This is a genomic window from Chromobacterium sp. Beijing, from assembly GCF_021496765.1.
Lineage (GTDB): Bacteria > Pseudomonadota > Gammaproteobacteria > Burkholderiales > Chromobacteriaceae > Chromobacterium.
This window is the reverse complement of sequence record NZ_CP053750.1, coordinates 1,699,161-1,715,635: the sequence shown is the minus strand read 5'-3', so window position 1 is coordinate 1,715,635 and position 16,475 is coordinate 1,699,161. Positions and strand designations below refer to the sequence as shown.

Below are 16,475 nucleotides of genomic sequence, written 5' to 3'. Positions count from 1 at the left end.
CGGATTGGGTCACGGCGGGGCTCCAGAAAAACGGCCTTGGAGCGGCGAGGGCCGCTCCGGATCATTCGAAGGCGACCGCCGGCGCGGATGGGGCGAGGGATGGCGCCGCAGCAGGCTGAGGGTCGATGCTTACGGCATTATGCGCTCCGTGTTTGAACCGGGCTTTGCTTGCGCCGGCGATTGTATGTCGAATTGTTGCAAGACTTGACGGAATGTAAGGTGAGGCCGGGCTGCGGCGAAATGCCAGGCCAGTTGCTGCGCGCGCTGGCGGTAGGACGGCGTGGCCAGCATGCGCCGCAGCAGCGGCGGCAGCTGACCGGTTTCGATGTGGCGGCGGCGCAGCGTGGCGCCGGCGCCGTAGGCTTCGATATGCCGCATCGCCAGCAGCTGATCCATATTGGACGGGATGCCGATCACCGGCCGGCCCTGTTCCAGCGCCTGGTAGCTGGTGGGGCTGCCGCCGTTGCAAATGACCAGGTCCGCGCGGGCGGCGGCGGCCTCGCCGGGCAGGAAGTCGGCGCTGAACAGGCCGGAGCGTTGCGGCAGCCGCTGGCGGCGGCCGGTGCTGGCGATCACTTGCAGGCCTTCGCCCAGAAGCTGCTCAATCAGCGTGGGCAGCAAGGCCAGGTTGCCGGAAGAGCCCAGCGACAGGTAGACGGTGGGACGGTCTTGCAATTGCGGCCACCAGTCCGGCAGCGCGCCGCCGGGCGACCAAGTGACCGGGCCCAGATAGCGGTGGTGGGCGGGCAGCGGATCCAGCGGCACCAGTTCCGGGGAATCGTAGTAGAGCACTTGATCGCCGTGGCTCCAGGCTTCGAAGCAGTTGGCGAAGGGCGCCAGGCCGTAATGGGCGCGGGCGCGGTTGAGCGAGCGGGCCAGCAGCCGGGTGGCCAGCGGGGTGATCCAGCGCATCAGCGCGGGCATGACGGGCAGGCGGTGCAGATTGATCTTGGCCAGTTCCGGCACCGGCAGCGGCTGCGGCCGGCGGTAGGGGCTCCAGTAGGCGTTGATCAGATTGATCAAGGGCTTGCCGGAGAGCGCGGCGCTGATGCCCAGCGAGTGGCGGAAGTCGCCGACGATGATGTCCGGGTCCAGGCGTTCGATCAGGCGCAATTCTTCTTCGACGTAGGCGATGATTTCCTCGCGCCGGTACAGCGGCTTGCCGTTGTCCACGGCGTCAAGAAAGTCTTCGCAGCGCTTGGTGATCAGCGGGTGGTATTGGATGTCCTGGCGTTGGTAAATATGATCGAAGCGCGGCGCGGCGGCCAGGTGGATGTCGTAGTCCGCTGCGGGCAGCGCGGCGGCCAGGGTGTAGGGGCGGGCGACATGGGCCAGGGTGACGGCCTCGCCGACGAAGAGGATTTTCTGCTTGCGTGGGTTCATGGCGGTTTTCGGGGGATGGGGGGCGATGCCGCCCGGCGGGCCGGACGGCGCGGGGCGGGCCTTAGCCTTTGTGGACCTGGACACGCCACAGCTCGCGTCCGCGCGAGGCGCGGGTCATCGCGCGGCGGCCGTGCAGGCTGTTGTAGTTGTCTATCAGCGCCAGGTCGCCGTCGTGCCAGTCGTGCTCGATCAGGTTTTCCGGCGCATAGGCCCGTTCCAGCAGTTCCTGCACCAGGTTGGGATAGTCGTCGGCGCGCTCTTCCACGTCGACGAAGAACTTCTGCAGTTCGGAGTTGCTGTTTTCCTGGAAGCGCAGCACGGATTCGCCGGTGTCCGGGTGGGCTTCCACCAGCGGGTAGACGCGGGCGTCGCCGCCGAAATAGGTGAACTTGGTGTGGTAGCGGATTTCCAGCCGCTCCCATTCGGCCAGGGTGGCCACCGGCACCTGGCGCAGGATGTTGCGCGCGTCCACCAGGGTGGTCTGGCCTTCGCCGTGCTGCGGCGCGGTCTTGCAATACAGCGCGAACAGGCTGGCGCTGAAGCGCGGATTCTTGCGCACGAACGCATTGTCGGCCGGCAGCATGCTCAAGTCCCAGTGCAGCGGCAGCTCCTCGAAGGAGTGGACGAAGCCGTCGGCGTCTTCCTCCGGCTTGACCTTGTGCACCGCGCCGAACTGCCAGATATACGGGGTGCCGAACTGGGCGCTGAAGTCGATCAGATTGTCCTCGTCGGCCACGGCGAAGCCGCGCAGGGCGACGAAGCCGAACATCTGGGCCAAGCGGGTCAAGGCCGGGCGCGGCAGAGACAGGCAGTTGGCGCCGGGACGGCGGTTTTCTATCAGCAGGCCGAAGCGGCCGGCCCGCATCACCGACAACTCGCAACCTTCCCATTCCGCGCCGGCCTGTTCCAGATAGAGCCAGGGCTGCCCGTCGAAGCGCACCGCCTTGGCGCGGCGCGTATCCAGCGCCTGGCGCTTGGAGACCAGCTCGCCGTGACCGGCCAGGTTCAGCAGGTAGACGCGGTGCCAGGGCAAGGCCGCCTCGGCCTGGGCCGGAGACAGGCGGATGGGGAATTTGCCGCCGGGCGCGCCGGATTGGTGGATGGTCAGCCGGATGGCTTCCGGGAAGTGCTCGGCCAGCATCGCGTCCAGCGCGATGCCGCGCCAGGCCAGGCGCCGCGCGCGCTGCGGCCAGTCCTCGGCCTCGGCGATGCCGCGCGCCGCATTGTCTTCGCGCAGCAGGTCCAGCCATTGCGGCTGGCGTCCGGCCTGGTTTTCCGGCAGCGGCTGGGAGAAGTCCGCGGCCGCGGCGGGCAGGTAGCGGCGCAGCACGCTTTCCGCGCGGTCGCGCAGGCGGTCGAAGCCGGGGCTGACGCTGGCGTAGTCATGCCAGCGCAGCACCGGGCTGGCCAGCAGCTGGCGCAGGCGCAGGTGGTAGTCGTTGGCGGTGTCGCGCGGGATGTCCAGCAGGTCGTGGAAGCTCAGGCCGTCGCTGAACAATTCCAGCGCGCAACCGGCCGGGTAGACGCGGCCGACGGCGCGGCACAGCCGGTCCAGCCGTTCCAGCGCCGCGTATTCGGCGTAGTCGGGGCGGTCGGACGCGGTCTTGTCGCGGGTGTTGGGCGATTTCAGCGGAAAGCCCGGCAGCAGCAATTGCAGCGGCTGTTGCCGGCGCACGAAGCCTTCCACCTGGACGCTCAGCGCCTGGCGGTAGGATTCGCGCTGCGGGTGGTCGGCTTCGCCCTGGAAGGCGTCGAGCAGAATGGAAACAATGGAAGCGACAATAGGTTCGTTTTGCATGGCGATACTCGAAATGAACAATGAAAGGCGGGGCTTCAGGCGGCGGTGGCGATGAAGTGGCTGGGCCGGCCGTCGACAAAGACCAGCGCGGACTGGTTCTCGTCGATGTCGCTGCGTTTTTTCAGCATCACGCCGTGCTCGTGCTTGATCGCGGCGGCGTGCCAGGGCGTCAGCCAGGCGTCGGTGCTGTCCACCAGGCGCACGCCGATTTTGGCGGAGACGCGGAATTGCGGATGAATGGACAGGCGCAGGCTGTCCGGAAACGCGCGCTCCAGCAGCCGGCTCCAGGCATTGCTGCGCTGGATCACCCGGTAGGCGTTGGCGCGCGCCATTTTCTGCAAGCTGGTCTTGCTGTGGCCGGCGAAGCGCGGCATGCCTTGCGCGTCTTCGAACAGGAAACGGGTAATGCCCTGGTACATCGCGCGCATCGCCGGTTCGTCCTGGCATTGGCGTTTGATCTGTTCGATGGAGTCGCTGTAAAGAATCAGCAATTCCTCGCGCTGGGAATCCAGATCGCCGATATAGCTGAAGTGGTCTTTCAGGTCGTAAAAACGGAAGCTGTCGCCATGGCGTTGCCGCGCGTAGCGAATCAAGTCGTCCATATAGGCGGCGACTTCCGCGTCCGGGATATACACCACGTCGGAAAAGCAATAGCCGTCCGAGCAAATGGCGACTTGAGCGCCCGGCGGGTAGATGCTCTGAATGTCCCGGCAGAGTTGGTGCAGATTATCCAGCGCGTGGCGTTCGGCCAGATCGGGCATGGCGCCCAGGGTTTTATTGCGGTTGGGCGATTTGCCGGGAAAGGCCGGCAAAATCATTTGCAGCGGCTGACGTCGGCTGACGGCGGCCTGAATCTTGGGCAGGTGAGGGGCCATTTCCGCGGCAAGGTCCTCCGGCGCGGCAAGGTCTTCCGGGTGGACGCGGCGCAGCTTGAAAACCCGTTCCAGTATTTGCCGGGCGAGATCCGGGGCGGAAACTCCAAAAGGGTGAAAAACAGGGTCGACAATGGCGTTCATGGTTTATCTCAAATGGTTGTGGAATCAAAAGCGATTGAATTGCGACTGGCCCGCGTTCATGCGCGGGCGTTTCACTTATCGTTATGTGATAACCAAAATAAAAATGATGGAAAGAACAGGTTTAGCTTCAGTTAGCGCGGCCATTCTATGGCAGATGTCGGGAGCGGGCGAACAAATTAGCCGCTATAGGGTTATGAGCAATCGTTATATTGATATGTCGAAGGGATTGGATGAATAAAGGCGGATGGAAATTTTATTTGTTTTAGGTGAGTTTTTATTCAATGGGGCGGTGTGAAAATTGTAAATGCGATTGTGACGGTTTGTGATGTCTTATTTGTTTTAATTTGGATTAAATTTAAATTTGTCTTTATATGACAAGATCTTATTTGTCATTTTTGCAAATGAGATTCATTCCTATTTGTAAACGACGGGAGACCGTCGGAGACTGTGAGTTTTCCCATGCAACCACGTTGCGGCGCTGCGGTCGCGGCGCCTTTCCTGCGGCGAGCCGGCGCGGGCGGGGCGGGTGAAAACTGTATGATTCACGCGACAGATGCTGCACGCAGCGACGGCGAAGCGCGGCGAACAAACCTCGGATGCCGCGTTGCGCCGACTTGTCGTACTCAAGGTCCGCCGCGTTTCAGAGCGCCGCGCCGCGGATGGGCAAAGCCGCGTCTTCCGCCGCAGGCCCGGCCCGTGCCGGCCGGCGGGGCTTTGGGCCGGCTTTGGGCCGCAATCCAAGCGGGTGCGGTATTCCTTTGCGAACATGACATTTTCGTTTTTTAAGCTTCAAAGCCATGTTTGACTAGTCAACAGTCGTGGTTGCTGTCATTCTTTTGCGTTTCGATTACGACTGCCTGTCGTAGCGACAGCAGGCCGCCGGCTGGCCGCAGCGAGCCGAAAGCAATGTCGCCGAGCAGGCGCACTTGAGACAAAGAGATGGAAAAAAAGCAAGAAAGCCAAGAGCTTAGGCGCACCTTGCAGGCGCGCCACCTGTCGATGATCGCCATCGGCGGCTCCATTGGCACCGGCCTGTTCCTGGCCTCCGGCGCCACCGTGGCGTCGGCCGGCGCCGGCGGGGCCTTGATCGCCTACGCCCTGATCGGCCTGATGGTTTACTTCCTGATGACCAGTCTGGGCGAAATGGCCGCCTTCATGCCGGAATCCGGCTCTTTCCAGGTATACGGTTCGCGCTTCGTCGATCCGGCCTTCGGCTTCGCCCAAGGGTGGAACTACTGGTACAACTGGGCCATCACCGTGGCGGTGGAGCTGGCCGCGGCCGCCATCATCATGCATTACTGGTATCCGGCGGTGCCCGGCATCGTCTGGAGCGCCGGCTTCCTGTTGATCATCTTCGTGCTCAACTATTTCTCGGTGAAGGGCTTCGGCGAGGCCGAGTTCTGGTGCTCGATGCTCAAGGTGGCCACCATCATCGCCTTCATCGTCATCGGCTTTTTGATGATCTTCGGCATCATGACCGACCCCAATCCGCAGCGCATCGCGCCGGGTTTGTCGGTGATGCAGCAGGGGCAGGGGCCGTTTGTGGGCGGCATGGCCGCTTTCGTGGGCGTGGCCATGATTGTGGGCTTCTCCTTCCAGGGCACCGAGCTGATCGGCGTCGCCGCCGGCGAATCCGCCAATCCGGGCAAGACCATCCCGCGCGCGGTGCGGCAGATCTTCTGGCGCATCCTGATGTTCTACATGCTGTCCATCCTGATCATCGGCCTGATCCTGCCGTACAACGATCCGCTGCTGCTGAAGAACGATATGAAGGATGTCGGCGCCAGCCCGTTCACCCTGGTGTTCAACCGCGCCGGCTTCGCCATGGCCGCCAGCCTGATGAACGCGGTGATCCTGTCCGCCATCCTGTCCGCCGGCAACTCCGGCATGTACGCGTCCACCCGCATGCTGTACACCATGGCGCGCAACAAGATGGCGCCCAAGCGCTTTGCCGAGCTGTCCAGCAACGGCGTGCCGCGCAATGCCTTGTACGCCACCAGCGTGATCGCCGCGCTGTGCTTCCTGACCTCCTTGTTTGAAACCAACGCGGTCTATCTGTGGCTGCTGAACTCTTCCGGCATGACCGGCTTCATCGCCTGGCTGGGCGTGGCCATCAGCCACTACCGTTTCCGCCGCGGCTACGTCAAGCAGGGCCACGATCTGGCGGACTTGCCCTACCAGGCCAAGTGGTTCCCGCTGGGGCCGCTGTTCGCCTTCGCGCTGTGTCTGCTGATCATGCTGGGCCAGAACTACGAGGCCTTCATCGGCGGCCATATCGACTGGAGCGCGGTGATCGCCACCTATCTGGGCATCCCGCTGTTCCTGGCGCTGTGGCTGGGCTACAAGTACAAGCACAAAACCCGGATGGTGGCGCTGGAAGAGATTGATTTCAGCGAGGCGCTGGTCAAGGCTCGCGCTTTGCGCCAAGAGAATAAGGACGGCAAGCTGGCCGCCGCCACGCGCTGATCCTCTGTGAATTCTGCCAGCCTTAGCGCGGCAGTTCGCCAACAGCCCGGCCATGCCGGGCTGTTTTGCGTAAGGGCTTGATTGTTTTGGATTCGGCGCCGGCCCATGCCGGCGCCGCGGACGCGCGCGGCGCGCTGGAAGCGGGGCGGGGCGTCGCAGTCCGAGCGAGAGCCGGCTTGCAATACTGATGAATTGTGTAATATGGCGGCTGGCGCGGCGCCGCCCGCCGACGTTCCCGATCTGAATTCGATGGCTTCGGAGTCATTCATGCAGTTGCTGACAATATTCATAACAAAGTTTCTGTTTGTGATGGCCGCCTTGCTGCCGATCATGAACCCTCCGGGCCTGGTGCCCATCTTCATCTCGATGACGGCGCGCAATACGCCGCAGCAGCGCCGCTACCTGGCGCGCCGCATCGCCATGTATTGCGCCTTGCTGCTGCTGGGCAGCATGTTCACCGGCGGCTATGTGCTGTCCTTCTTCGGCGTGTCCTTGCCGGTGGTGCAATTGTCCGGCGGCCTGCTGATCACCTTCGCCGCCTGGCGCATGCTCAACGACGCGCCGCCGGAAAGCAGCCCCACCTCCACCGATCAGCCCATCCAGGCGGAAAACCAGGACGCCTTGAAGCAACGCGCTTTCTATCCGCTGACCTTCCCGCTGACGGTGGGGCCGGGCTCCATCTCGGTGGCCATCACCATGGGCGCCTCCTTGACCGATACCGGCAAGGGCATCGTCAAATACGCGATCTCGCCGCTGGCCGGCAGTTTCGCGGTGCTGGTGTGCAGCTTGCTGGTCTATCTGTGCTACCGCCACGCCGACAAGCTGCTGCGCTATCTGGGCCAGACCGGCTCGGTGGTGTTCCTGCGCTTGTCCGCCTTCATCCTGCTATGCCTGGGCGTGCAGATCATGTGGGACGGCTTCGGCGCCCTGATCACCCAGCTGGCGCAGGATGTGTTGCCGCATAAGTGAGCGGGGCGATTGGACATCTTTTGATGTGAGGCAAATGCCGCATCGGCCAAATTGAGCATACTGCGATTATGACAAATGTCTTAAGAACAGGAGTTTGCCATGGCCACCAGCGCTTTCTTCATCCCCTGCGTCAATCTGATGGGCGCGGGCTGTCTGCAACAAGCCGTTGAAACCATGCGCGGCTACGGTTACCGCAAGGTCTTGATGGTGACCGACGCCGGCCTGGTGAAAACCGGTCTGGCCGGCCGAGTGACCGAGCTGCTGGGCGGCGTCGGCATCGCCACCGTGCTGTTCGACGGCGTGCATCCCAATCCCACCACCGCCAACGTAGGCGCCGGCCTCGCGCTGTTGCGCGAGCACGGCTGCGACGCCGTGGTGTCCTTGGGCGGCGGCTCGCCGCACGACTGCGCCAAGGGCATCGCCCTGGTGGCAGCCAACGGCGGCAAGATCCAGGATTACGAGGGCGTGGACAAGTCCGCCAAGCCGCAACTGCCCTTGGTGGCGATCAATACCACCGCCGGCACCGCTTCGGAAATGACTCGCTTCTGCATCATCACCGACGAGAGCCGTCACATCAAAATGGCCATCGTCGACAAGCACACCACGCCGGTGCTGTCGGTCAACGATCCGGAAACCATGGCCGGCATGCCGGCCGGGCTGACCGCCGCCACCGGCATGGACGCGTTGACCCACGCGGTGGAAGCCTATGTGTCCACCATCGCCACGCCCATTACCGACGCCTGCGCCTTGAAGGCGGTGACGCTGATCGCCGGCCATCTGCGCCGCGTGGTGCGCAACGGCATGGACATGGAGGCGCGCGAGCAGATGGCTTACGCGCAATTCCTGGCCGGCATGGCCTTCAACAACGCGTCGCTGGGCTATGTGCACGCGATGGCGCACCAGCTGGGCGGGTTTTACGATCTGCCGCACGGCGTGTGCAACGCGGTGCTGCTGCCGCATGTGCAGGCTTACAACGCCAAGGCGGCCGGCCAGCGGCTGGCCGATGTCGGCGCGGCGCTGGGCGTGGAAGCCAGCGCCGAGGCGGCGATCGCCGCCATACGCCAATTGGCGGCCGATGTAGGCATTCCGGCGGGATTGACGCAACTGGGGGTCAAGGAAGAGGATATTCCTGAACTGGCCGCCAACGCCTTGAAGGACGCTTGCGGTCTGACCAATCCGATCCAGGCCAGCCACGAGGAAATCTGCGTGATCTTCAAGGCCGCGCTGTAGCGGTAAAGGGCCGCGGCGATTCGCCGCGGCCTTCACGATCTGCTGCGCTGCGGCGATACGACGTTAACAACCCGCTCAAAATGCTTATGTGCCACGAGTACATTCCGCTTTTGCGCTCGTTTTCGCCTTGTCTCGCTCTAGCTCGCAAGATTTTGAACACAGCTTCCAATGGCGGCCCAGCCGCCTTTTTTTGACCATTAAATATCGTAATACGATATTTCTGACGACGCCGCACCGCCTCCGCCGCCAGATGAAATAAGGAGTGACGCAATGGACGCAACCATTCGCCTATTGCCGGTGAGCGAATACCGGCCGGGGCTTGATAACGCTTTTCTGATCGAGGAGACCTGGCCGAAGGGCTTGCCGCGGCAGGCGCTGGACGCCGCCCACTGGCTCAAAAGCGTGGCGCCCGCGCCCGGCTTGCTGAAATGGCTGCGCCAGGACGACCGTCATTGGCCCACCTTCTGCGAGGTGTATTGGGCCGACCTGGCGGCGAACCCGCAGCGCTGGTGGCCCTTGTGGAAGGCCAGCCGCCGCGGCGGCCTGGTGCTGCTGCACGCGGGCGGCGGCGACAAGCAGCCGGCGCAGGCCTTGGCGCAATTCCTGGGCGACAAGCTGGACGAGATAGCGCGCATCGAGGCCGGAGAGCTGGCGTCGCCGGTGTGCTACCGCGCCTTGCTGGATCATTGACCGCATGCCCGAGCCATCCAGCTTCTCCAAACAGGATTTCGAACGTCTGGCGGACTTCCGCTATCGTTTGCGCCGCTTCCAGCGTTTCAGCGAGGAGGCGGCCCAGCGCCACGGCATCACCATGCTGCAATACCTGCTATTGCTGCAGATCAAGGGCTTTCCCGGCCGCGACTGGGCCACGGTGGCCGAACTGGCCGAGCGGCTGCAGTCGCACCACCACAGCGTGGTGGGCCTGATTAGCCGCTGCGAGCAACAGCGGCTGGTGGCGCGCAGCCCGGGGCGGGACGACCGCCGCTGCGTGGAAGTGCGGCTGCTGCCCAAGGGCGAGGCGCTGGCGGAATGTCTGGCGCGAGAGCATCGCGAGGAGTTGCAGGCCCTGCGGCGGCTGGGCGATGTGCTGTCGCTGGATCATCTCTTGCAGCCCGAGGATTGACGCCGGCGCGGTAGCTTTTGCCATGGCGCTCTGGCATGATTTTGACATTGTTTTGGCGAGCGGAGATATCCCGTGAACATACTGTTGGTGGAGGACGATCTGGCATTGGGCGAGGCGCTGGGGCAGGCTTTGCGCCAGGCCGGCTTTCGCACCGTCTGGGTGAGGCGCTTGAAGGAGGCGCGCACCTTTCTGGCCGAGGAGCCGCAGGACGCGCTGCTGCTGGACCTGGGCTTGCCGGACGGCGAGGGCCTGCATTTGCTGCAGGAGCTGCGCGGCAACGGATCGACGCTGCCGGTCATCATCCTGACCGCGCGCGACGCGCTGGAGAGCCGGCTGGCCGGCCTGCACAACGGCGCCGACGATTACCTGGTCAAGCCCTTCGCGATTCCCGAGCTGCTGGCCCGGCTGCAGGCGGTGACCCGGCGCAGCAGCGGCTTCGTGTCGGCCAATTGGCAGATCGGCGATTTGTGCATCAACGCCGAAACCCGAGAGCTGTCGATGGGCGGCGCGGCGGTGGCCTTGTCGCCGTCCGAGTTCGCGCTGGTGTTCGAACTGGTGCGCAAGGCCGGCAAGGTGGTCAGCCGCGAGCACCTGGTCGAGCATCTGTGCTGCGAGTCCGACAACGCGCTGGAAGTGCATGTCCATAATCTGCGGCGCAAGCTGGGTTCGGACTGGATCCGCACCATACGCGGCGTCGGCTATCTGCTGCCCAAGCCGGCATGATCATCCCCTCGCTGGCGCGGCGCTCGCTCTACCGGCGGCTGCTATGGACCAGTCTGAGCACCCTATTGGCGGTGTGGCTGGTCCTGTTCGCCTGGTTTTATTGGGAAGTGACCCGGGTCGGTTCCGGCTATCTGGACGGCGATTTGCGCGGGCTGGCGCGCACCCTGGCCACCGTCTACAGCGCCGACATCAAGGAAAGCGAGCGGGCCCGCGTCGTCGATCAGTTGATCGGTCAGTTCGGCCACGGCTATAGCGAAAGGCCGCCGGTCAAGGACGAGCTGGCCTACCGCATCGTCGATAAGCGCCAGCGCCTGCTGGCGGTGTCCAGCGCCTGGCCGGAGCTGGAGCAGCCGCCCAGCGGCGGCGCGCCGGCCAACCAGGGGCGCTGGCGCATGCTGACGGCGAGCGGCGACGAGGTCCGGGTGCAGTTGGCGATCGCGCGCAGCTTCGTGCAGCGGGTGCAGGCCGAAATCCTGATCTTCTTCCTGCTGCCGCTGATCGCCGCGGTGCCCATCATCATGCTGCTGCTGCGCGTCGGTTACGGCCGCGCCCTGCAGCCCTTGGCGACGCTGGCCACCACCATCACCTCGCGCGATGTGCAATCGACGGCGCCGCTGGCCTGCGCCGACCCCGAATACCAGGAACTGCGGCCGGTGTTCAATTCCGTCAACGAGTTGTTGTCGCGGCTGGCGACCTTTCGCGAGGGCGAGCAGCGCTTCTTCGCCGACGCGGCGCACGAGCTGCGCACGCCGCTGGCGGCGATAGGCGCGCAAGTGCATCTGCTGGCGCGCGCGGAGTCCGAACAGGAGAGGGCGGCGCTGGCGGCCTTGCTGGACGCCAGCATAGGCCGCAGTGGCGAACTGGTGGGCAAGCTGTTGACGCTGTCGCGGCTGGACGCGGAATCGGCGCGGGTGCTGCCGGTATCCTTCGATCTGGCGGCCTTGGCGCGCGCGGCGCTGGCGCGCCAGGTGCCGCGAGCGATGGAGCGCAACATCACGCTGGCCTACGACGGCGCGCAGACGGCGGCCTGCTGCGGCGACGCCAGCGCGATGGATAGCCTATTGGACAATCTGCTGGACAACGCCATCCGTTACTGCCCGGACGGCGCTTGCATCAATGTGGAAGTCAGCGAGGGGTTTTCCAATGTAAGGCTGGCGGTGCTGGACGACGGGCCGGGCATCGAGCCGCAGTGGCGGGAGCAGGTGCTGAAGCGTTTCGTGCGCCTGCCCGACAATACCGTGACCGGCAGCGGCCTGGGGCTGGCCATCGTCAAGCGGGTGGTGGAGCTGCACGGCGGCAGCCTGCTGTTGACCGACGGCCTGCACGGCAACGGCCTGGGCGTGGAAATCCGCCTGCCGCGCTGCGACGCGCGGCAGGCTTGAGGCCGCCGCGCTCCCGCATCGCTTCATCGCTTCTCAGGGCGCGGTCTTGTCCGCGCCCTCCCAGCCGCCGCCCAGCGCGGCGATCAGATTGGCCGCCGCCAGCAATTGCTGGCGGCGCGCGCCTTGCACGCCCTGTTCCGCCTGCAGTTCCGCCAGTTGCGCGCGCCATTCCGCCTGACCGTCGCTGAGCCCCACGCCGCGCGCGTCGCGCTCGGCGCGCAAGCGGCGGCTGGCGTCCACGTATTGGCGCTGCCTGGCCTCCTGATCGGTTTTGGCGAAATGGGCGGAGGCGGCGGCGTCTTCCACCTCGTACACCGCGCGGGTGACGGCGCCGCGCCAGGCCGCGTATTGCTCGGCGGCGGCGGAGCGCGCGCGCTGGGCCTCGGCCTTGCGCTTGCCGGCGTCGAACAGCGGAATGTCCAGCTGCGGCAGCAGCGACCAGTTCAGCACCTTGCTGCCGCGCAGACCGGACCAGCTGCCGGCGCTGATGCCCAGCCCGCCGTTCAGGGTCAGCGACGGCCAGCGGGCGGCCTCGGCTTCGTCGATGCGCGCGCGCGCGGCGTCGTAGCGGGCCTGGGCCGCGTTCAGATCCGGCCTGCGCTGCAGCAGCCGGGCCGGCACGTCGCCGCCCACTTCCGGCAGCCGGAGTTCACGCAGCGGACGCGCCGGCGGCAGCCCGCAGGCGTCCGGCATCTTGGCGGCCAGCTGGCACAGGCTGCGCTCCACCCGCTTCAGCGCGTCGCCTTGTTGAGCGACCAGGCGGGCGGCTTCGCTGGCCTCGCTGTCCGGTTCCAGCAGTTGCCGGCCGCTGGCCAGGCCGACGCGGCGTTTGGCGGCGACGCCGGCCAGCAGCCGCTGGCGCAGCCGCGCGGCCTCCTGGACCAGTTCGATGTCGGCGGCCAGCTCCGCCCGGGTCAGCCACAGTTCGGCGGTTTGCCGCGCCAGGCTCAGGCCCAGCGCGTCGAGGTCGCCGCCGCTGGCCTTGAGGTCTGCGCGGCCGGCGCGCGTCGCGGCGCTGACCCGGCCGCGCAAGTCCACTTCATAGCCCAGCGCCAGCCGCGTGCTGTAGCGGGTGCTGGGATTGGCGGTGTCTTCGCTCACTTCGCCCAAATCGAATTTGGACAGTTTGCGCCGTTCCACCGATTGTTCGAAGTCCAGCTTGGGATAGCGGTCGGCGTTGAGCACGCCCAGTTCGGCGCGCGCGGCGTCCAGCCGCGCCAGGCTGGCGGCGAGATCGGTGTTGCCCTCGCGCACCGCGGCTATCCAGCGGCTGAGGCCGGGATCGCCGAAACCGTCCCAGGCCTGGGCGTCCGGGCTGGCGCCGGGCAGGGTCCGGCCGTAGCGTTCCGGCAGCGCCGGCGTCGGGTGCGAAGGCTCCAGCCCGGCGCAGCCGCCAAGCGCCAGGAGCAGCAGCAGAGCGATGGGGCGCATCATGGCTTGCCCGCCTTGTCTTGTCGGGCGATGCGCACCAGCACTCGCTGGCCGATGCGGATTTCCGGCGCGTCCACCAGCGCCAGCACGCATTCGATCACGCGCACGTCCTGTTTCTCATTGGGGTCGTCGTTGTCCGGGCGGTTGCCGAACACCTGGCCCAGCCGCAGCACCTTGGCCTTGTAGACCTTGGTTTCGTCCGCTTCCAGCGTCACCTCGGCCGCCTGTCCCGCCGTCACCAAGCCCACATAGCGTTCTTCCAGGTCGGCGCGAACGATGCGCGGCCCGTTGGGGGCGAACATGAACAGCGGCGTCACGTTCAGCGTGGAGGTGCCGTCGCCGGGGCGGGCCTGGCGGCGGATGATGCGGCCGGCCAGCGGCGCGCGGACCACGTGTTGATCCACTTCCAGCTTGCTGGCCGCCACTTGCGCGTCGGCGGTGGCCACCGCCGCCTGCTGGCGGGCCAGTTCGGACGCGCTGAGCTTGACCTGATCGCGGGCGTTGTCTTTTTCCTGCTTGGACACCACCTCGTCGCCGCTCAGCGCGGACACCCGTTGCAGCTCGCGCTGGGCGATGGCGTGCTTGACCTGCAGCAGCGTCAGCGCCTGCCGCGCCTCGTCGCGTTCCTGCTCGCGCACCTTCATCGCCAGATTGGCCTCGCGGTCGTCGATGCGGGCCAGCACCGCGCCGGGTTTGACCTCGGCGCCTTCTTCCACCGACACCTCGCGAATGATGCCGGCGCGCGGCGCGGCGATATTGATCACCCCGCCTTCTATGCTGACGCGGCCCTTGGCGATGGCGGCCCACGGCGATTGCTGGACCGGCGCGGGAGGCGGCGGTTCGGAGCAGCCGGCCAGCAACAGGCTCAAAGCCAGCAGCGGGCCCAGGCGCAGCGGGGTCTTGGGAATAGGGCTGCTCATGCTACCTCCATCGGCGTGTTATGGACGCGCAGGTCTTTGACCACCTGGCCGTCTTCCAGGGTGATGACGCGGTCGGCGTGTTTGATCAGGCGGTTGTCGTGCGACACGCCCAGCACCGTGGTGCCTTGTTCCTGGGCGATCTGGTGCAAGAGGTCGATCACCACTTGGCCGTTATGGCTGTCCAGCGCGCTGGTGGGCTCGTCGGCGAACATCAGCTTGGGCCGCTTGACCAGCGCGCGGGCGATGGCGACGCGCTGCTTTTCGCCGCCGGACAATTCCATGGGCCGCAGCTTGGCGCGCGGGCCCAGGCCCACCAGTTCCAGCGCCTCCTGGGCGCGCTTCTCGGCTTCCGGCTTGCTGATCTTGGGGCCGTAGTTCAGCGGCAGCAGCACGTTTTCCAGCGCGGTCAGCGAGGCGAACAGATTGAAGCCCTGGAACACGAAACCGCAATGCTCCAGGCGGAAGCGGCTCAACTCCTCGATGGAGCGCCGGGTCAGCTCCAGCCCCAGCGCGGTGACGCGGCCGGAGCTGGGCGGCAGCAGGCCGGAGAGCACGGACAGCAAGGTGCTCTTGCCGGAGCCGGACGGACCGATGATCAGGGTCAGTTCGCCGGGCAGGATGGACAGCGAGATATTGGTGAGCACGGTTTGCTCGGTCTTGCCGTTGCTGAACGAGCGGTTCAGGTTTTCGCCGACGATGGCGGGAGAGGCGGACATGAGAGTCTCCTTATCGCAATAGGGTGGAGGGTTCGGCCTGGTTCAGCGCGCGCAGCGCGGACAGACCGGACAGCAGAGCGATGCCCAGCACCAGGGTGCCGGTGGCCAGGCAGCCCCACACCGGCACTTCCAGCGCGATGTGGGCGTGGCGCGCGGCCATCACCAGCAGCGCGCCGACCACGGCGGTGATCACCAGGCCGGCGAGGCCGACCCAGAAGGACTGCTCCAGAATCACGGCGCGCAAGGAGGAGGAGGACACGCCCAAGGCGCGCAGGGTGGCGTATTCGCGCAGTGCGGCGACGATGGCCGCCATCAGCGTCTGGCTGGTGATGACGATGCCGACCAGCAGGCCCAGCGCGGAGGAGAACAGGAAGCCGGAGCCGGCGCCGGACTCGAACAGCCAATACACCTGCGACTGGATGGAGAACTCCTCGGCGGTCCACACCTGGAAGGGCTTGAAGCTGCCGGCCGGTTGCAGCTGGTCGCGCACCAGTTCGGCGCGGCTGGGGTCGCGCAGCCGGGCCAGGAAGTAGTCGGTGGCGTCGTTGCGCAGATTGGGGTCGATGCGGCGCGCGGTGTTCAGCGAGGTCAGGATGTTGGCCCCGCCCATTGCGCGCATGCCGTTGACGGTGCCGCCGATGCGCACCCGCTTGCCGCTGAGTTCGGCGTAGTCGCCGATCTTGACGCCCAGCTTTTCCAGATCGCTCTCATCCACCAGCACGGTGCTGGGCACCGTCAGCTCCTGGCGCAGCGCCGGGGTCAGCAAGGTGGCGAAGGTCATCGCCTGCGGACGCGGGTCGATGCCGATCAGCACCGCGCTGAGCTTGCCGCCGCCGGGACGCTGCCAGTCCGCCATGGTCCAGGTGAAGCGTTCCACCGAGGTGACCTCGGGATGCGCCCAAAGGTTGTTCTCGGTCTTGCCGGGAATCGGCCGGGCCAGATCCACGCTCTGAGTGGCCGGGTAGCCCACCCAGAGGTCGGCGCTGGAGCGGTCTATGTAAACGCCTACCGAGCTGAACATGCCCAAGAGCAGGCTGAGCTGCACTTGCACCAGCAGGCCGGCGAAAGCCACCGCCAGCACCGCCGGCAGGAAGCGGCGCCACTCGTAGATCAGCGAGGCGCGAGCGAGGGAGACCATGGTCAGGCCTCCGCGCTGTCGCCGGGCCGGCAGGGGGATGGTTGGGCTGGGGCATGACTGTCTCCGGGGTGAAATGAGGGCAGTATGCCTATTCCTGCTTAGGGTTTTCTGAGCGCGGCCAAGCGTGAATAAGGCGGAGTCGGCGTACGGGATTTCCCTAGTATTAATACCACTGGTATT

15 protein-coding genes are annotated in these 16,475 nt (G+C 65.8%); 7 read left to right on the top strand and 8 right to left on the bottom strand.

Going from position 1 to position 16,475, the window contains the following annotated elements; all coding sequences use genetic code 11:
• Window positions 1-129 precede the first annotated feature (129 nt).
• The 4 genes from HQN78_RS08080 to HQN78_RS08065 form a co-directional block, all read right to left on the bottom strand.
• Window positions 130-1,383: a nucleotide disphospho-sugar-binding domain-containing protein gene (locus HQN78_RS08080; protein WP_235088902.1), complete on the bottom strand. Its 1,254-nt coding sequence runs from the start codon at window positions 1,381-1,383 to the stop codon at window positions 130-132.
• 61 nt (window positions 1,384-1,444) lie between these two features.
• A complete protein-coding gene (locus tag HQN78_RS08075) occupies window positions 1,445-3,181 on the bottom strand; it encodes an L-tyrosine/L-tryptophan isonitrile synthase family protein (RefSeq protein ID WP_235088901.1) in 1,737 nt (578 codons plus the stop codon).
• Between the two features lie 35 nt (window positions 3,182-3,216).
• Window positions 3,217-4,197, bottom strand: coding sequence for an isocyanide synthase family protein (locus HQN78_RS08070; RefSeq protein ID WP_235088899.1), 981 nt, complete (start codon window positions 4,195-4,197; stop codon window positions 3,217-3,219).
• Window positions 4,198-5,006: 809 nt separating this feature from the next.
• On the bottom strand, window positions 5,007-5,207 hold the full coding sequence (locus HQN78_RS08065) for a hypothetical protein (RefSeq protein WP_235089934.1): 201 nt from the start codon (window positions 5,205-5,207) through the stop codon (window positions 5,007-5,009).
• Between HQN78_RS08065 and HQN78_RS08060 the strand changes: the two genes are divergently transcribed.
• The 7 genes from HQN78_RS08060 (at window position 5,197) to HQN78_RS08030 (ending at window position 12,090) form a co-directional block, all read left to right on the top strand.
• Entirely contained in the window at window positions 5,197-6,663 is a 1,467-nt protein-coding gene (locus tag HQN78_RS08060) for an amino acid permease (RefSeq protein ID WP_304502845.1), read from the top strand. The two genes, HQN78_RS08065 and HQN78_RS08060, sit on opposite strands and share 11 nt — an antisense overlap.
• A 267-nt stretch (window positions 6,664-6,930) precedes the next feature.
• The gene (locus tag HQN78_RS08055; RefSeq protein ID WP_107801780.1) at window positions 6,931-7,632 is read left to right on the top strand and encodes a MarC family protein; all 702 of its coding nucleotides are present in this window, start codon (window positions 6,931-6,933) and stop codon (window positions 7,630-7,632) included.
• A 99-nt stretch (window positions 7,633-7,731) separates the two neighbouring features.
• Window positions 7,732-8,862, top strand: a complete 1,131-nt coding sequence (gene yiaY / locus HQN78_RS08050) for an L-threonine dehydrogenase (RefSeq protein WP_235088894.1) — start codon at window positions 7,732-7,734, stop codon at window positions 8,860-8,862.
• 270 nt (window positions 8,863-9,132) lie between these two features.
• Window positions 9,133-9,552 carry a DUF488 domain-containing protein gene (locus tag HQN78_RS08045; RefSeq protein WP_107799369.1) on the top strand — a complete coding sequence of 140 codons (420 nt, stop codon included), beginning with the start codon at window positions 9,133-9,135 and terminating at the stop codon, window positions 9,550-9,552.
• Window positions 9,553-9,556: 4 nt separating this feature from the next.
• Window positions 9,557-9,985 (top strand): MarR family transcriptional regulator, encoded by a 429-nt coding sequence (locus HQN78_RS08040; RefSeq protein ID WP_107799368.1) that lies wholly within the window; start codon window positions 9,557-9,559, stop codon window positions 9,983-9,985.
• A 72-nt stretch (window positions 9,986-10,057) separates the two neighbouring features.
• A complete protein-coding gene (locus HQN78_RS08035; protein WP_107799367.1) occupies window positions 10,058-10,708 on the top strand; it encodes a response regulator in 651 nt (216 codons plus the stop codon).
• Entirely contained in the window at window positions 10,705-12,090 is a 1,386-nt protein-coding gene (locus HQN78_RS08030) for an ATP-binding protein (RefSeq protein WP_235088892.1), read from the top strand. The genes HQN78_RS08035 and HQN78_RS08030 overlap by 4 nt, the downstream gene beginning before the upstream one ends.
• Window positions 12,091-12,123: 33 nt before the next feature.
• Here the strand turns inward: HQN78_RS08030 and HQN78_RS08025 are convergent, their stop codons facing one another.
• The 4 genes from HQN78_RS08025 to HQN78_RS08010 are packed head-to-tail and all read right to left on the bottom strand — an operon-like array spanning window position 12,124 to window position 16,295.
• Window positions 12,124-13,524, bottom strand: coding sequence for an efflux transporter outer membrane subunit (locus tag HQN78_RS08025; RefSeq protein WP_235088890.1), 1,401 nt, complete (start codon window positions 13,522-13,524; stop codon window positions 12,124-12,126).
• Window positions 13,521-14,441 (bottom strand): HlyD family secretion protein, encoded by a 921-nt coding sequence (locus HQN78_RS08020; RefSeq protein ID WP_235088887.1) that lies wholly within the window; start codon window positions 14,439-14,441, stop codon window positions 13,521-13,523. Before HQN78_RS08020 ends, HQN78_RS08025 begins: the two co-directional genes overlap by 4 nt.
• Entirely contained in the window at window positions 14,438-15,157 is a 720-nt protein-coding gene (locus HQN78_RS08015) for an ABC transporter ATP-binding protein (RefSeq protein ID WP_107799363.1), read from the bottom strand. The genes HQN78_RS08020 and HQN78_RS08015 overlap by 4 nt, the downstream gene beginning before the upstream one ends.
• 10 nt (window positions 15,158-15,167) lie before the next feature.
• Window positions 15,168-16,295 (bottom strand): ABC transporter permease, encoded by a 1,128-nt coding sequence (locus tag HQN78_RS08010; RefSeq protein ID WP_107799362.1) that lies wholly within the window; start codon window positions 16,293-16,295, stop codon window positions 15,168-15,170.
• Window positions 16,296-16,475: the final 180 nt, after the last annotated feature.

Bases quoted from the DNA above. Each gene is read 5' to 3' on its own strand.
- HQN78_RS08060 (WP_304502845.1), top strand. From the start codon at position 5,197: ATGATCGCCATCGGCGGCTCCATTGGCACCGGCCTGTTCCTGGCCTCC.
- HQN78_RS08070 (WP_235088899.1), bottom strand. From the start codon at position 4,197: ATGAACGCCATTGTCGACCCTGTTTTTCACCCTTTTGGAGTTTCCGCC.
- HQN78_RS08010 (WP_107799362.1), bottom strand. From the start codon at position 16,295: ATGGTCTCCCTCGCTCGCGCCTCGCTGATCTACGAGTGGCGCCGCTTC.
- HQN78_RS08040 (WP_107799368.1), top strand. From the start codon at position 9,557: ATGCCCGAGCCATCCAGCTTCTCCAAACAGGATTTCGAACGTCTGGCG.
- HQN78_RS08015 (WP_107799363.1), bottom strand. From the start codon at position 15,157: ATGTCCGCCTCTCCCGCCATCGTCGGCGAAAACCTGAACCGCTCGTTC.
- HQN78_RS08055 (WP_107801780.1), top strand. From the start codon at position 6,931: ATGCAGTTGCTGACAATATTCATAACAAAGTTTCTGTTTGTGATGGCC.
- HQN78_RS08080 (WP_235088902.1), bottom strand. From the start codon at position 1,383: ATGAACCCACGCAAGCAGAAAATCCTCTTCGTCGGCGAGGCCGTCACC.
- HQN78_RS08045 (WP_107799369.1), top strand. From the start codon at position 9,133: ATGGACGCAACCATTCGCCTATTGCCGGTGAGCGAATACCGGCCGGGG.
- HQN78_RS08020 (WP_235088887.1), bottom strand. From the start codon at position 14,441: ATGAGCAGCCCTATTCCCAAGACCCCGCTGCGCCTGGGCCCGCTGCTG.
- HQN78_RS08065 (WP_235089934.1), bottom strand. From the start codon at position 5,207: ATGGCGATCATCGACAGGTGGCGCGCCTGCAAGGTGCGCCTAAGCTCT.
- yiaY (WP_235088894.1), top strand. From the start codon at position 7,732: ATGGCCACCAGCGCTTTCTTCATCCCCTGCGTCAATCTGATGGGCGCG.
- HQN78_RS08030 (WP_235088892.1), top strand. From the start codon at position 10,705: ATGATCATCCCCTCGCTGGCGCGGCGCTCGCTCTACCGGCGGCTGCTA.
- HQN78_RS08075 (WP_235088901.1), bottom strand. From the start codon at position 3,181: ATGCAAAACGAACCTATTGTCGCTTCCATTGTTTCCATTCTGCTCGAC.
- HQN78_RS08025 (WP_235088890.1), bottom strand. From the start codon at position 13,524: ATGATGCGCCCCATCGCTCTGCTGCTGCTCCTGGCGCTTGGCGGCTGC.